General features: G+C 71.0%; 15 protein-coding genes. 6 read left to right on the top strand and 9 right to left on the bottom strand.

Going from position 1 to position 13,117, the window contains the following annotated elements:
- Positions 1–211: 211 nt before the first annotated feature.
- Positions 212–1,021 (bottom strand): class I SAM-dependent methyltransferase, encoded by an 810-nt coding sequence (locus tag J8M51_RS40875; protein ID WP_267299960.1) that lies wholly within the window; start codon positions 1,019–1,021, stop codon positions 212–214.
- Between the two features lie 341 nt (positions 1,022–1,362).
- Here J8M51_RS40875 and mshA point away from each other — a divergent pair, with 341 nt between their 5' ends.
- Positions 1,363–2,703: a D-inositol-3-phosphate glycosyltransferase gene (gene mshA / locus J8M51_RS40880; RefSeq protein WP_267299961.1), complete on the top strand. Its 1,341-nt coding sequence runs from the start codon at positions 1,363–1,365 to the stop codon at positions 2,701–2,703.
- 38 nt (positions 2,704–2,741) lie between these two features.
- Positions 2,742–3,317, top strand: a complete 576-nt coding sequence (locus J8M51_RS40885; protein WP_256966152.1) for a type III secretion system chaperone family protein — start codon at positions 2,742–2,744, stop codon at positions 3,315–3,317.
- A gap of 21 nt (positions 3,318–3,338) precedes the next feature.
- On the opposite strand, the gene J8M51_RS40890 is transcribed toward J8M51_RS40885, so the two are convergent.
- Positions 3,339–4,193: a helix-turn-helix transcriptional regulator gene (locus J8M51_RS40890; RefSeq protein WP_086761869.1), complete on the bottom strand. Its 855-nt coding sequence runs from the start codon at positions 4,191–4,193 to the stop codon at positions 3,339–3,341.
- A gap of 49 nt (positions 4,194–4,242) precedes the next feature.
- On the opposite strand from J8M51_RS40890, the gene J8M51_RS40895 reads away from it, so the two are divergent.
- Positions 4,243–4,701, top strand: coding sequence for a DUF2000 domain-containing protein (locus tag J8M51_RS40895; protein ID WP_086761861.1), 459 nt, complete (start codon positions 4,243–4,245; stop codon positions 4,699–4,701).
- Between the two features lie 28 nt (positions 4,702–4,729).
- Here J8M51_RS40895 and J8M51_RS40900 read toward each other — a convergent pair whose 3' ends face one another.
- Positions 4,730–6,040 (bottom strand): MDR family MFS transporter, encoded by a 1,311-nt coding sequence (locus tag J8M51_RS40900; protein ID WP_086761863.1) that lies wholly within the window; start codon positions 6,038–6,040, stop codon positions 4,730–4,732.
- Between the two features lie 188 nt (positions 6,041–6,228).
- On the opposite strand from J8M51_RS40900, the gene J8M51_RS40905 reads away from it, so the two are divergent.
- The gene (locus J8M51_RS40905) at positions 6,229–6,990 is read left to right on the top strand and encodes a phosphoglyceromutase (RefSeq protein ID WP_086761865.1); all 762 of its coding nucleotides are present in this window, start codon (positions 6,229–6,231) and stop codon (positions 6,988–6,990) included.
- A gap of 141 nt (positions 6,991–7,131) precedes the next feature.
- Here the strand turns inward: J8M51_RS40905 and J8M51_RS40910 are convergent, their stop codons facing one another.
- The 5 genes from J8M51_RS40910 to phoU all read right to left on the bottom strand — a co-directional run bounded on the left by J8M51_RS40910 (position 7,132) and on the right by phoU (position 9,531).
- On the bottom strand, positions 7,132–7,452 hold the full coding sequence (locus J8M51_RS40910; RefSeq protein WP_256966399.1) for a DUF6234 family protein: 321 nt from the start codon (positions 7,450–7,452) through the stop codon (positions 7,132–7,134).
- A 120-nt stretch (positions 7,453–7,572) separates the two neighbouring features.
- Positions 7,573–7,872 carry a class I SAM-dependent methyltransferase gene (locus J8M51_RS40915; protein ID WP_216591369.1) on the bottom strand — a complete coding sequence of 100 codons (300 nt, stop codon included), beginning with the start codon at positions 7,870–7,872 and terminating at the stop codon, positions 7,573–7,575.
- A gap of 159 nt (positions 7,873–8,031) precedes the next feature.
- Positions 8,032–8,280 (bottom strand): SCO4226 family nickel-binding protein, encoded by a 249-nt coding sequence (locus tag J8M51_RS40920; RefSeq protein ID WP_267299962.1) that lies wholly within the window; start codon positions 8,278–8,280, stop codon positions 8,032–8,034.
- Between the two features lie 160 nt (positions 8,281–8,440).
- The gene (locus J8M51_RS40925; RefSeq protein WP_179203598.1) at positions 8,441–8,602 is read right to left on the bottom strand and encodes a hypothetical protein; all 162 of its coding nucleotides are present in this window, start codon (positions 8,600–8,602) and stop codon (positions 8,441–8,443) included.
- A gap of 239 nt (positions 8,603–8,841) precedes the next feature.
- Positions 8,842–9,531: a phosphate signaling complex protein PhoU gene (gene phoU / locus J8M51_RS40930; protein WP_086762302.1), complete on the bottom strand. Its 690-nt coding sequence runs from the start codon at positions 9,529–9,531 to the stop codon at positions 8,842–8,844.
- Between the two features lie 298 nt (positions 9,532–9,829).
- Here phoU and J8M51_RS40935 point away from each other — a divergent pair, with 298 nt between their 5' ends.
- Complete coding sequence (locus tag J8M51_RS40935) at positions 9,830–11,146, top strand: sensor histidine kinase (RefSeq protein ID WP_086762304.1); 1,317 nt, start codon at positions 9,830–9,832, stop codon at positions 11,144–11,146.
- The gene (locus J8M51_RS40940; protein WP_009340348.1) at positions 11,143–11,823 is read left to right on the top strand and encodes a response regulator transcription factor; all 681 of its coding nucleotides are present in this window, start codon (positions 11,143–11,145) and stop codon (positions 11,821–11,823) included. Before J8M51_RS40935 ends, J8M51_RS40940 begins: the two co-directional genes overlap by 4 nt.
- An 83-nt stretch (positions 11,824–11,906) precedes the next feature.
- On the opposite strand, the gene J8M51_RS40945 is transcribed toward J8M51_RS40940, so the two are convergent.
- Positions 11,907–12,608, bottom strand: coding sequence for a copper chaperone PCu(A)C (locus tag J8M51_RS40945; RefSeq protein WP_086762306.1), 702 nt, complete (start codon positions 12,606–12,608; stop codon positions 11,907–11,909).
- Positions 12,609–13,117 lie beyond the last annotated feature (509 nt).

A 13,117-nucleotide genomic window follows, 5' to 3' on the forward strand; every position in this document is an offset into this window, starting at 1 on the left:
CGTGTCACGGCGTCGCGGAATGCGACAGAGGTGGGCAAGAACTCACGTCTCCTCGCTCCCACTTGTCTCCCTCCCGCTCTCACCTGCGCGACATGGGCCCCGTCCGTGTGACGAACGGCCCGAGGTGATCGTTCCCGTACGTCGCGCATTCGTCGCTCTGAGTTACGGAGGGAGGGGTTGGGGGTGGCGGTGGCGGGGGCGGTGTCGTCGCTCAGCGCCCCGGCGCCAACGCCTCCCACGCCACCGTGACTTCGCCCTGCCGCCAGCGCGTCACCCCGTCCCGGACCGGCCAGTCGGCGCTCAGGCTGCGGACCGTGCGGATCCAGCGCTGGCGGGCGCCGTACGAGGCGTACGGGGCGGCGGCCGCCCAGGCGCGGTCGAAGTCGCGGAGGAAGGCGTGCACCGGTTCGCCGGGGACATTGCGGTGGATGAGCGCCTTGGGGAGGCGTTCGGCGAGGTCGGAGGGTCGCTCCAGGGAGCCGAGCCGGGTGGCGAAGGTGAGGGTGCGGGGGCCCTCCGGACCGAGCGCGACCCAGACGTGCCGGCGGCCGATCTCGTCACAGGTGCCCTCGACGAGCAGTCCCCCGCGGGCTCCTCCGGGGCGGGAGGGGGCGGCCGGTTCGAGGCGGGCGCACAGGCGTTCCCAGACGGCGGCGACCTCGTCCTCGTCGTACTGCCGCAGGACGTTCGCCGCCCGGATCAGGGTCGGGCGGCCCGGCACCGGCACCTCGAAGCCGCCGTGCCGGAAGGTCAGGCCCTCGCACTCGTACGGTTTCGCCGCCGCGACCCTGGCCGGGTCGATCTCGACGCCGACCACTTGGGTACGGGGCGCCGCCGCGCGGAGGCGGTGGAGGAGTTCGACGGCGGTCCAGGGGGCGGCGCCGTAGCCGAGGTCGACGGCGAGGGGGGTGCGGGCGCGGCGGAGTTCGGCGCCGTGCGTCGCCGCGATCCAGCGGTCCATGCGGCGCAGACGGTTGGGGTTGGTGGTGCCGCGCGTCATGGTGCCGACTGGTCTTGCCATGGGGTGAGCGTATTCCGGCCGGGCGGGGTGGGGTCTCGGGGCGGTGGTCCCGGGGGCGGTGGCCCCGGTCTCGGTATTGGTGTTGGTGTTGGTATCGGTCCCCGTCCCCGTCCCCGTCCCCGTCCCCGTCCCCGTCCCCGTCCCCGTTCCCGTCCCGTCCCGGCGTCGGCGTACCCACCCCCTCCCCCCGCGCCCCCCACTCCCCACCTCCTCGAACGGTTGAGCGAAGCTCGGTAATATTTCTGCAAAGAGGAAATGGAACAGCCTCCTCCGGCGTTCCCCCTGCCTAGAGGGACCCCACGCCCTCCGAACGGCATGCCCGGAGCGAGGAGGAACGCCACGTGAGCCACTACGTCAGCAGGCTCGGGCGACGCTCCCCGGCCGGCGCGGCGCGGCTGCGGCTGCACCGGAAGCCGCGCCGGGTCGCGATGCTCTCGGTGCACACGTCACCGCTGCACCAGCCCGGCACGGGCGACGCGGGCGGGATGAACGTCTACATCGTCGAGCTGGCGCAGCGGCTGGCCGCGCAGAACATCGAGGTGGAGATCTTCACCCGGGCCACCACCGGCGCCCTCCCCCCGGCGGTCGAGCTGGCCCCGGGCGTCCTGGTCCGGCACGTCGACGCGGGCCCGTACGAGGGGCTGGCGAAGGAGGAACTCCCGGCCCAGCTGTGCGCGTTCACCCACGGCGTGATGCAGGCCTGGGCCGGCCACCGCCCCGGCCACTACGACCTCGTCCACTCGCACTACTGGCTCTCCGGCCACGTCGGCTGGCTCGCCGCCGAGCGCTGGGGCGTCCCCCTGGTGCACGCCATGCACACCATGGCCAAGGTCAAGAACGCCGCGCTCGCCACCGACGACACCCCCGAGCCCGCCGCCCGTGTCATCGGCGAGACCCAGATCGTCCGCGCCGCCGACCGCCTCATCGCCAACACGGCCGAGGAGGCCGACGAACTCGTCCGCCACTACGAGGCAGACCCGGCCAAGGTCGCCGTGGTCCACCCCGGTGTCAACCTCGACCGCTTCCGCCCGGCCGACGGCCGCGCGGCGGCCAGGGCCCGCCTCGGTCTTCCCGAGGACGCCCTGATCCCGCTCTTCGCCGGCCGCATACAGCCCCTGAAGGCGCCCGACGTCCTGCTCCGCGCGGTCGCCGTCCTCCTCGACGAACGCCCCGAGCTGCGCTCGCGGATCGTCGTCCCGGTGGTCGGCGGGCCGAGCGGCAGCGGCCTCGCCAAACCCGAGGGCCTGCAGAAACTGGCCGCGCGGCTCGGCATCGCCGATGTCGTACGGTTCCGGCCGCCCGTGGGGCAGGAGCAGCTCGCGGACTGGTTCCGGGCGGCGTCCGTGCTGGTCATGCCGTCGTACAGCGAGTCCTTCGGGCTGGTCGCGATCGAGGCGCAGGCGGCCGGTACGCCGGTGCTGGCGGCCTCGGTCGGCGGCCTCCCGGTCGCCGTGCGGGACGGGGAGACCGGCTTCCTCGTCCAGGGCCACGAACCCGGCGCCTACGCGCGCGTGCTCCGCGATTTCGCGGACACCCCCGAACTGCCCGCCCGCATGGGCGCGGCCGCCGCCCGCCACGCCGAGTCCTTCGGCTGGGACACCTCGGCCGCCGCCACCGCGGACGTGTACACGGCCGCCGTGCACGACCACCGCCGCCAGCGGGTGCGCGGCTACTACGGGTGAGGGGACGGCCTGTCCGTACCGGCGGGTACGCTCGCTCCATGGCTGACAAAGCGTCGATCATCGAGCAGGTGTCGATCATCGAGCAGGTCCTCACCGAGGCCGAGCTGGAGTGGGAGAGCCCGGCACCCGGCACGTACGTGGTGAGGCTCCCCGGCACCCGCAAGCTCTCGACGACCGTCTCCCTGATCGTCGGCCGGCACTCCCTCTCCCTCAACGCCTTCGTGATCCGCCACCCCGACGAGAACGAGGCGGGTGTCCACCGCTGGCTCCTGGAGCGCAACCTCAAGCTGTACGGCGTGAGTTACGCGGTCGACCCGCTCGGCGACATCTACGTCACGGCCCGGCTGCCCCTCTCCGCCGTCACCCCCGAGGGCATCGACGGCCTCCTCGGCCAGGTCCTGGAGGCGGCCGACGGCGCCTTCAACACCCTCCTCGAACTGGGCTTCGCCTCCGCCATCCGCAAGGAGTACGCGTGGCGCGTCTCCCGGGGCGAGTCGACGCGCAACCTGGACGCGTTCAGTCACCTGACGCGCGACGCGACTGACGCGACTGACGGGGCCGACGCAACTGGCACGACTCGCACGACTGGTACGCCTGACACGCGACGTGCCTGACACGCGACGTGCCTGACGCGACTACGGCGACCCGCTCCGATAGCGACCGGGGGTGACGCCCACCCACCGCCTGAAGTGCCGCGTCAGATGCGCCTGGTCGTAGAACCCGGCCACCGCCGCCGCCTCACCCGGCCGCATCCCCTCCAGCAGCAGCCGTCTGGCCCGCTCCACCCGCCGGGACATCAGATACTGGTGCGGCGCGATCCCGAAGGCCGCCCCGAACGCCCGTACGAGATGGGCGGGGTGGGCATGCACCGCCCCCGCGGCCTCCTCCAGCGTCAGCCCCTCCACGACCCGCTCGTCGAGCAGTTCCCGCAGCCGATGGGCGACGGTGTGACCGCCGGGCCCCTGCAGAACCTGACGAGTCCCTTGACGAGTCCGTTGATACGTCTGCTGACGCGTCCCGTGGTGCTTCCCCAGATGCTCCCGCAGCCGCTCCCCGACGAGCGCCAGCCTGCTCTCCGCCTCCAGCTCGTCCCCCGGTCGCGCGAGTGCCGTGTGCAACTCCGCCACCCGCCGCCGTAGCAACGGATCCCGGAGGTCGGGCCCGTCCACCGCCGCCCCGATGAGGCTCTCGTCCAGCACCGACGTGCTCGAAGCCGGGTCCAGATACAGCACCCGCTTACGGAACCCGGCCTCCGTGACCGGCTCCCCGTTGTGCGGCACGAACGGCGGCAGCAACGAGACCGTGTCGCCCGGCGTCCCGTGCTCGTGCCGGTCCAGTTCGTAGCGCACGGCCCCGTCGTCCACGATCAGCAGCGTCCAGACGTCGTGCACATGCATGGGGTACGCGTACTCGGTGTAGTGCGCGTGGAACACCTCGACGACGCCGGGCACACGGGGCCGCCAGGCGGACACTTCACGCTGGGGGCGCATGCAAAGAACGTACAAGACGGGGTCGTACGCCGGTCGGCAGTCTCGTCCCATGAACAGCGAGACCCCTGTGGAGCCCCCCGTGGACGTGCTGCCCCCCGTCCGCTTCGACACCAAGATCGCCGTCCTCCTCCGCGACGACCTGGCGACCTGGCAACGCCTCAACGTCACGTCCTTCCTGGTCAGCGGCCTCGGCCCGGCCGTGCCGGAGGTGATCGGCGAGCCGTACGAGGACGCCGACGGCACGGCGTACCTCCCGATGTTCCGTCAGCCGGTGCTCGTCTTCGAGGGCACGAAGGAGGTCCTGAAGTCGGCCCACGCGCGCGCCCTCTCCCGCGCCCTGCCCCGCGCCGTCTTCACGTCCGACCTTTTCGCCACGGGCAACGACCGCGACAACCGGGCGGCCGTACGCGCGGTGGGCGCGGGGGACCTGGACCTGGTGGGGCTGGCGGTGTACGGCCCGCGCAACGCGGTGGACAAGGTGGTGAAGGGGGCGCGGATGCATCCGTGACGACGCGAAGCCCGTGCGTCTCCGGTGGTCAGCCCGAGCCGGTACCGGCAGCCGCTTCCGGAGTCGTCGCCTCAACGGCTGGGGTGGCGTCGGCTCCGTCCTCGTTCTTGGCCTCCTCCTTGGCCTCGTCCTCCGCGATCCGGCGCATCAACGCCCAGTACCCCACCCCCGCCACGGTCCCGATCACCGCGCACATGCCCCACAGCCATTCCGCCCCCCAGCGGTCGATGACGACACCGGACATGAGCGGGGCGACCAGCGCGGCGACGGACCAGGACATCGTGTACATGCCCTGGTAGCGGCCGCGCCCCTGGACGGGGGAGAGGCGGACGACGAGGCCGGTCTGGGTGGGCGCGTTGACGATCTCGGCGAGGGTCCAGACGCAGACGGTGAGGGCGAAGACGCCGATCGACCCGGCGAACGCGGTCAGGCCGAAGCCGTACCCGGCGAGCACGGAGGAGACGACGAGGAGCCGCCCCGGGTCCCGGTGTTCGATGAACCGGGTGACCGGGATCTGCAGGGCGACGATCAGCACACCGTTGACGGCGATGGCGAGACCGTAGTCGACCGGTGCGAAACCGGCCTCACCCATGGCGACGGGCAGCCCCACCGACCCCTGCTGGAAGATCAGCGCGACGAGGAAGGACAGCCCCACGACCCCCATGAACCGCCCGTCGCGCACGACGGTCCCGAGCCCGACCGCGTCCGTGCCGCCGGTCTTCCCCACCACTGCCGCACCGCTCTCGGGCCGTGACTCCGGAAGCTTCAGGAAGACGAGGACCGCGCAGGTCAGCGTCATCCCCGCCTCAATGAGGAACCCGGCGCGGTAGCTGACCTCGGCGATGAACCCGGCGGCCATGGAGGAGATCGCGAAACCGAGGTTGATGGCCCAGTAGTTGAGGGAGAACGCGCGGACGCGGTCCTCGGGCCGGACGATGTCGGCCATCATCGCCTGCACGGCGGGCCGGGAGGCGTTGCTGGTCGCGCCGACGAGGAAGGCGACGCCGGCGATGGCGACGGGGTGCTGCACGAAGCCGAGGAGCGCGACCGACCCGGCGGTCGACGCCTGCGCGACGAGCAGCGTGGGCCGCCGCCCGAGCCGGTCGGCCATGACCCCGCCGCCGAGCGAGGAGATGACACCGCCGAGCCCGTGCAACGAGGCGACGAGCCCGGCGTACGAGGCGGAGTAGCCGCGGTCCAGCGTCAGATACAGCGCCATGAAGGTGGCGACGAACGCGCCGAGCCGGTTGACGAGGGTGCTGGTCCACAGCCACCAGAACTCCCGGGGGAGCCCCGAGACGGACTCCCGGACGGCACGTCTGACAGCGACGAGTGGCATGAGGGTCCCCCACGGACGTATGCGGCTGAGGTGTAAGCGGCTAAGGCGGCGAACACAACTTACGAACGCACATGGATCCCGGGCCACCCAATTAGCAACCCCGGTCAACTGTCAGCAATGCATGGTGGACCTGTCCGCCTGTCGGCCGGACGTGTGATCGTTTCCAGCCGTCGATTACGCTCGGGGCCATGGCCGACGCACCGTACAAGCTGATCCTCCTCCGCCACGGCGAGAGCGAGTGGAACGAGAAGAACCTGTTCACCGGCTGGGTGGACGTCAACCTCACGCCGAAGGGAGAGAAGGAGGCGACGCGCGGCGGTGAGCTGCTGAAGGACGCCGGCCTGCTCCCGGACGTACTCCACACCTCCCTCCAGCGGCGCGCCATCCGCACCGCGCAGCTGGCCCTCGACTCCGCCGACCGCCACTGGATTCCCGTACACCGCTCGTGGCGTCTGAACGAGCGCCATTACGGCGCCCTCCAGGGCAAGGACAAGGCCCAGACCCTCGCGGAGTTCGGCGAGGAGCAGTTCATGCTGTGGCGCCGCTCGTACGACACCCCGCCGCCCCCGCTCGCGGACGACAACGAGTACTCCCAGGCGGCCGACGCGCGCTACGCGACGATCCCGCCGGAGCTGCGCCCCCGCACGGAGTGCCTCAAGGACGTCGTCACCCGCATGCTCCCGTACTGGTACGACGGCATCGTCCCCGACCTCCTCGCCGGCCGCACGGTCCTCGTCGCCGCCCACGGCAACTCCCTCCGCGCCCTCGTCAAGCACCTCGACGGCGTCTCGGACGCCGACATCGCCGGCCTCAACATCCCGACCGGCATCCCCCTCTCCTACGAACTCGACGCCGACTTCAAGCCCCTGAACCCCGGCGGCACCTACCTCGACCCGGACGCGGCCGCCGCGGCGATCGAGGCTGTCAAGAACCAGGGCAAGAAGAAGTAAGCCCGCACGAACAAGCCCCCTACCTGCGGTTTCTCTCCGCTGGCAGGGGGCTTGTTCGTTGAGGCCGGAGCCGGAGCCGGAGCCGGAGCCGGAGCCGGAGCCGGGAACGGGAACGGGTCGTCGTGGTGGGTGGGGCGGGGGCTACGGCGGTGTGGCGAAGCCGGCGAGGAGGGCCGCTCCCGTTCCGAGGACGATCAGCTGCACGAGGGCGGTGATACGCCACCGGAGGGCGAGCAGGGCGCCGCCAGTGACGACCGCGCCGCTGATCAGGATCCACATGCCTTGTGACGCCTGCCCGGGTGCGCTGGGCGTGTTCCCGGAGTCGTAGCCGTCGGCCCAGCCCGCCATCCCGTAGGCGAACACCAGCCAGGCGATGACCATCAGGTCGATGATGAGCAGGGCCGTGCCGGCCCCTATCTGCTGACCGGTCGTCGGCGCGTTGCCATGTCTCACGTCCGCCACCGCCACTGCCTCCCCCGACTGCGGGCGACCGTCCGTCGGCCCCATGCCGCCCAGCATGCCGGGGAGGCAGTCACCGCACATGAGTACGGCTACTCAGATGCCTCCGGTCGGGACCCTGCCCTACGCCGCCCCCGTGACGTCGGGCGCGACGAAGCGGCGGTGGAGGGGGCTGAAGGTGGTTTCGGGGGTGCCGGGGAGGGCGGCTTTCTGGATGACGGGGGCGAGCCTCTCGGCGAAGAAGGCTTCGAACGCCTGCTGGGACTCCCAGACGTCGGTGACGTGGAGGCCCTGATCGTCGAACCAGGCCACGTGGACCTGGCCCCCGGCCGCCGGCACCCCCTCCCAGTCGACCGCGTCGCGCACGGTGTCGTACTGCTCCGGAGTCACTTCTGGCCAGTGCATCGACATCACAACGGACATGTGCGGAACCCCCTGTTGGTCACTGCCGGTGTCGGCATGGGGATGGTTCCATCTGGTGGATGTCGCCGGACAGGGCGTGCGGAGGCGTGCCGGGCGGGGCGAAAGCGCTCGTGCGCTCGTTGCGCCGACGGTCGGCGCCGGTCTCTCCGGACGGCGTACCTAGATCGTCAAGGGCACCGGGTGGATCTCGTCCGCCTTGTGGCCGGCGCGTTCGTGGATGCGCTGGACGGCGTCGGCGGAGGGTGCCTCGGAGAGGCAGTAGACGGTGCCGGACTGGGGGTCGGCCCAGGCGCGCTCGAAGCGGACGTTCTCGTCGCCCTGGATGTCGACGTCGGCCTTGTGCGCGGCCTGCAGCTGCTCCTCCGTGATGCCCTTCATGTCGTGGTGGACGTCCATGAACCTGGTCATGGCCCGCACCTCCTTCGTTTCTGCCCCCGTTCTCCTGTCCCCCTCCCCCTCCCCCTCTTCATGCTCCGCCCGTACAGCCGTACGAGCGACTCCACGGCGAAGGGGGCCCGTCGCGAGCGACAGGCCCCCTTCACCGCCGTACGGGGCGACCGCGTATCGGTCAGCCGCACTGGCACGGGTTGCCGGACTGGCACCCGCACGCACAGCCGGAGCCGCAGCCGCAGGCGCCGAGGAGCGGCAGGGCTTTGATGTCGGTGGGCTGATGGGTGTCCCGGGTCAGGGTCGGGTCCGGTGTGCTGGGGCTGGCGGGGGATTCGGCCATGGTCCCTCCTCGAAGGCACGGAAGGCGACGCAGCGAAGGCTGGTGCCCGTGCCCGTTGGTTGCCCCATTGCACGCCCGTTCGGCCGGGCGTATCAACGGCGCATCAGCGGCGCATGGAGGCGTCCGCACGCCCCGCCGAACCATCGAGCGCCGAACCATCGAGCGCCGGAGCGCCGCAGCACCGGAACGTCGCCGCCCCAGCGCCCCCGCCTCGCCCGTAGCCCCCCGACCTCGGAGGGCTACGCCCCCTCCACCCCCGTGACCGGCTGGATGTCCGCCTGCAGCTCGTCCGCGTGCTCCCCCGTCACCAGGTACACCACCCGCTTGGCGACGGACACCGCGTGGTCGGCGAAGCGCTCGTAGTAGCGGCCGAGGAGGGTGACGTCGACCGCGGTCTCGATGCCGTGCTTCCAGCGGTCGTCCATGAGGTGCTGGAAGAGAGTGCGGTGCAGGAGGTCCATCGCGTCGTCGTCCTGCTCCAGCTGGAGCGCGAGGTCGACGTCCTTGGTGATGATCACCTCGGCGGCCTTGGCCATCAGGCGCTGCGCGAGCTGGCCCATCTCCAGGATCGTGGCGTGCAGGTCGCGTGGCACTGTCTTGTCGGGGAAGCGGAGCCGGGTCAGCTTGGCCACGTGCTGGGCGAGGTCGCCGGAGCGCTCCAGGTCGGCCGACATGCGCAGCGAGGTCACGACGATCCGGAGATCCGTCGCCACCGGCTGCTGCCTGGCCAGCAGGGCTATCGCACGGGCCTCCAGGTCGTGCTGGAGGTCGTCGACCTTCTGGTCGGCCTCGATCACGCTCTCGGCCAGCTTCAGGTCGGCGTCGAGCATCGCCGTCGTGGCGCGTCCGATAGCCGACCCCACCAGTCGGGCCATCTCGACCAGGCCCTCACCGATCGAGTCAAGTTCCTCGTGGTACGCGTCCCGCATCAGGGTGTCCCTCTCTTACGTACGTCTGCTCGTGGGTAACCAGAAAAGCCGTGCCGGAAGCCGTTCCGCCAGGCCAGGACGACCGAACGACCGAATGGAACGACCGAATGAACGGCGAGGACGAACGGTGACCGGGGCCCGGACGAACCCCACGCTCCCACGTTCCGGCTCGTACGCGTCCGTTTCAGCCATCTCAAATGAACCAACACTGGCTCCAAGGTGAACTCTGGGCGACGAGTGTTCGAGGTCGCCCTCCGATCGCTGTGGGGATGTCCGACCTCGTGCCTAACCTGGATGCATGGACGTGAACGCGGCGGTCGCCGCAGTGGCAGCGATCGCCGGAGTGCTCACCGGCGTCATCGCCATGCTCGCGTTCCGTGTCAGCGAGCGCGAGCAGAAGCGTCCCACCAGGACCTCGCTGCACACGGACGCGGTGCTGCCGTCGGGCGTCGACACCGTGCTGTCCGTGCTCCGCTCCTCCGCCGTGGTGCTCGACGAGTCGGACGCCGTCGTCAAGGCCAGCTCCGCCGCGTACGCCCTCGGGCTGGTGCGCGGGGGGAAGCTCGCCGTCGAGCCGATGATGAAGATGGCCCGTGAGACCCGCCGGGACGGCGAGATACGGCAGGTCGAGCTGGACCTGCCCCGGCGCGGCACGGGACGCGGCGAGGCGCTCGCCGTCTCCGCGCGGGTCGCCCCGCTGGGCTCCCGGCTGGTGCTGCTCCTGGTCGAGGACCTCACCGAGGCCCGCCGGATAGAGGCCGTGCGACGGGACTTCGTCGCCAACGTCAGCCATGAGCTGAAGACACCCGTCGGCGCGCTCTCCCTCCTCTCGGAGGCCGTCATGGGGGCGTCGGACGACCCCGAGGCGGTGGAACGGTTCGCCGGGCGCATGCAGATCGAGGCCACCCGGCTCACCAACCTCGTGCAGGAGCTGATCGACCTCTCCCGGGTGCAGAACGACGACCCGCTGGAGGACGCCGAGCCCGTTCGGGTGGACGAGCTGGTCGCCGAGGCCGTCGACCGCTGCCGCCACCAGGCCGGCACCAAGCAGATCACCATGGCCTCGAACACGGGAGCGCCCGAAGGGCTCCCCCAGGGCGGCGGCGGGAGAGGGACCGGCGGCACCGCCGAGCTGCGCGTCTGGGGCAACCGCGGTCAGCTGGCCGCGGCCCTCGGCAACCTCGTGGAGAACGCCGTCAACTACTCCCCGGCCCGCACCCGCGTCGGCATAGCCGCACGCCGGGTGACCGCGCCCGGCGGGGACCATATCGAGATCGCCGTGACCGACCAGGGCATCGGCATCTCGGACAAGGACAAGGAGCGCATCTTCGAGCGCTTCTACCGCGTCGACCCGGCCCGCTCCCGCCAGACCGGCGGTACGGGTCTCGGTCTCGCGATCGTCAAGCACGTGGCCGCCTCGCACGGCGGGGAGGTCACGGTGTGGAGCTCGGAGGGACAGGGCTCCACGTTCACCCTCAGGCTGCCGGAGGCGGGCGCGTCCCGTGACCGTGCGGCCCAGCACCCGGACCTCGACGACGAGGACGGACAGCCTCACACCGACCCATCCCCGTACGGACCGTACGAATCGCATCCCGCCCCGGAGGTCCTTCCGTGACCCGAGTGCTCGTCGTCGAGGACGAGGAGTCCTTCTCCGACGCCCTGTCCTACATGCTCCGCAAGGAGGGCTTCGAGGTCGCCATCGCGACCACCGGGCCCGACGGTCTCGACGAGTTCGAGCGCAACGGAGCCGACCTCGTCCTGCTCGACCTGATGCTGCCCGGTCTGCCGGGCACCGAGGTCTGCCGTCAGCTGCGCGGCCGTTCCAATGTCCCGGTGATCATGGTGACCGCCAAGGACAGCGAGATCGACAAGGTCGTGGGCCTGGAAATAGGAGCCGATGACTATGTCACCAAGCCCTTCTCCTCCCGCGAACTCGTCGCCCGTATCCGGGCCGTACTGCGCCGCCGCGGCGAGCCCGAGGAGGTCACTCCGGCCGCGCTGGAGGCCGGTCCCGTCCGGATGGACGTCGACCGTCATGTGGTCACCGTCTCGGGCTCCAAGGTCGACCTCCCCCTCAAGGAGTTCGACCTGCTCGAAATGCTGCTGCGCAACGCGGGCCGCGTCCTGACCCGGATGCAGCTCATCGACCGTGTCTGGGGCGCCGACTACGTGGGTGACACCAAGACTCTCGACGTCCACGTCAAGCGCCTCCGCGCCAAGATCGAGCCGGACCCGGGCGCGCCGCGCTACCTGGTGACGGTGCGCGGTCTCGGCTACAAGTTCGAGCCGTAGGCCCTACGGCCGCACGGACGCCGTACGCCGAAGGGCGGCACCCCTCGCGGGGGGTGCCGCCCTTCGCCGTGCGGGTGCGGGACTCAGTGGCCCGCGGTCTCCTCGGAGGCCGAGTTCGAGGTGGACGGGGAGGCCGTCGAGCCGGCGGCGGTGCCCTCCTCCTCGGTGGCCGTCCCGTCGGCGGCCGGCGAGCCCGTGCCGGAGGGGGACGGGGAGCCGGTGGTCTCCTCGGACGGGGAGGCGGAGGCGGTGGGCGCCTCGGGGATGTCGCTCGGGCCCCACTTCTCGAAGTAGTGCTCGGCGGGGACCACGAAGGCGCGCAGGCCGACCTCGCCGGTCTCGCTGAAGGTGAAGGTGACCTGCTGGGCGTTGCCGTCCTTGACCGTGTCGGTGAGGTCGGTCAGGACCGCGGAGGCGTTGTTCTCGCCGCCCAGGATCACGGAGCCGCCGGCCGGGACGACGACCTTGCCGCCCTTGCCCTCGCCCTTGGCCGGGGTCAGCTCGGCGGTGCCGGCGCCGTCCACGGTGACGGAGTCCAGGGTCTGGTCGGTCGTGGCGGCGTTGAACAGCGTCGCGGAGACCACGGCGGGACCCTTGGTCTCGGCGCCCGGCTGGGTGACCACGATCGCGTTCTGGATCTTGATGTCGCCGACGCTGGTCGCCGCGTTGTCCGGCTTGACCTCCAGGGTCTGGGCGTTGTTGCCGGCGGCGCACGCGGCGAGTGAGGCGATCGAGAACGCGAGGACGGCGGCGGCGAGTGCGCCGCGTCGAAGGCTGCTGCTCACGGCGGCGGCAACTCCTTGAACGTGGGCGGTACGTGGTCTTGGTCTGTAGCGGCCTTAGGTTACCGAGCCGCCCCGCCGCCGCCGCACCCGACCCTCCCCAAGTCCCCGACAAGTCCCGGCGAGTACTCGGCAAGTCCCGTGCATGTCTCCGGCATGTCCTCGGAGGCAATTGAGAGCACGCCACCCGTACACCGGTCCGCATTCAGATAACCGTCGTCGAACTCGCCGCCGCGGTGTCGTGGATTTCCGCCGAGGAATGCGGGCCTCCGCGAAAAATCGATCAGCCGCCGGAACGCCCCCGGAACAGCGCCAGAACACGATCCGGTAACGGCGGAACATCGCCCCCGGATCGAACTCCTTGATCAATTCCGGATTCGTCTCGTACCCGACTCCACTCATCGAACGGAGTAGCGGAAGTCGCACACTTGGGGGCGGACAAAGCGGGACGTTCAGCCGCTCGTGGACCCCTCCGGATGCGTGTACCGTACGCGTTTCACTCCGCCCGGAGA

This window comes from Streptomyces griseiscabiei (assembly GCF_020010925.1).
Lineage (GTDB): Bacteria > Actinomycetota > Actinomycetes > Streptomycetales > Streptomycetaceae > Streptomyces > Streptomyces griseiscabiei.

Excerpts from the sequence above, each read along its gene's own strand:
- J8M51_RS40875 (WP_267299960.1), bottom strand. The coding sequence starts at position 1,021 with ATGGCAAGACCAGTCGGCACCATGACGCGCGGCACCACCAACCCCAAC.
- J8M51_RS40885 (WP_256966152.1), top strand. The coding sequence starts at position 2,742 with ATGGCTGACAAAGCGTCGATCATCGAGCAGGTGTCGATCATCGAGCAG.
- J8M51_RS40890 (WP_086761869.1), bottom strand. The coding sequence starts at position 4,193 with ATGCGCCCCCAGCGTGAAGTGTCCGCCTGGCGGCCCCGTGTGCCCGGC.
- J8M51_RS40895 (WP_086761861.1), top strand. The coding sequence starts at position 4,243 with ATGAACAGCGAGACCCCTGTGGAGCCCCCCGTGGACGTGCTGCCCCCC.
- J8M51_RS40900 (WP_086761863.1), bottom strand. The coding sequence starts at position 6,040 with ATGCCACTCGTCGCTGTCAGACGTGCCGTCCGGGAGTCCGTCTCGGGG.
- J8M51_RS40905 (WP_086761865.1), top strand. The coding sequence starts at position 6,229 with ATGGCCGACGCACCGTACAAGCTGATCCTCCTCCGCCACGGCGAGAGC.
- J8M51_RS40915 (WP_216591369.1), bottom strand. The coding sequence starts at position 7,872 with ATGTCCGTTGTGATGTCGATGCACTGGCCAGAAGTGACTCCGGAGCAG.
- J8M51_RS40920 (WP_267299962.1), bottom strand. The coding sequence starts at position 8,280 with ATGACCAGGTTCATGGACGTCCACCACGACATGAAGGGCATCACGGAG.
- J8M51_RS40925 (WP_179203598.1), bottom strand. The coding sequence starts at position 8,602 with ATGGCCGAATCCCCCGCCAGCCCCAGCACACCGGACCCGACCCTGACC.
- phoU (WP_086762302.1), bottom strand. The coding sequence starts at position 9,531 with ATGCGGGACGCGTACCACGAGGAACTTGACTCGATCGGTGAGGGCCTG.
- J8M51_RS40935 (WP_086762304.1), top strand. The coding sequence starts at position 9,830 with ATGGACGTGAACGCGGCGGTCGCCGCAGTGGCAGCGATCGCCGGAGTG.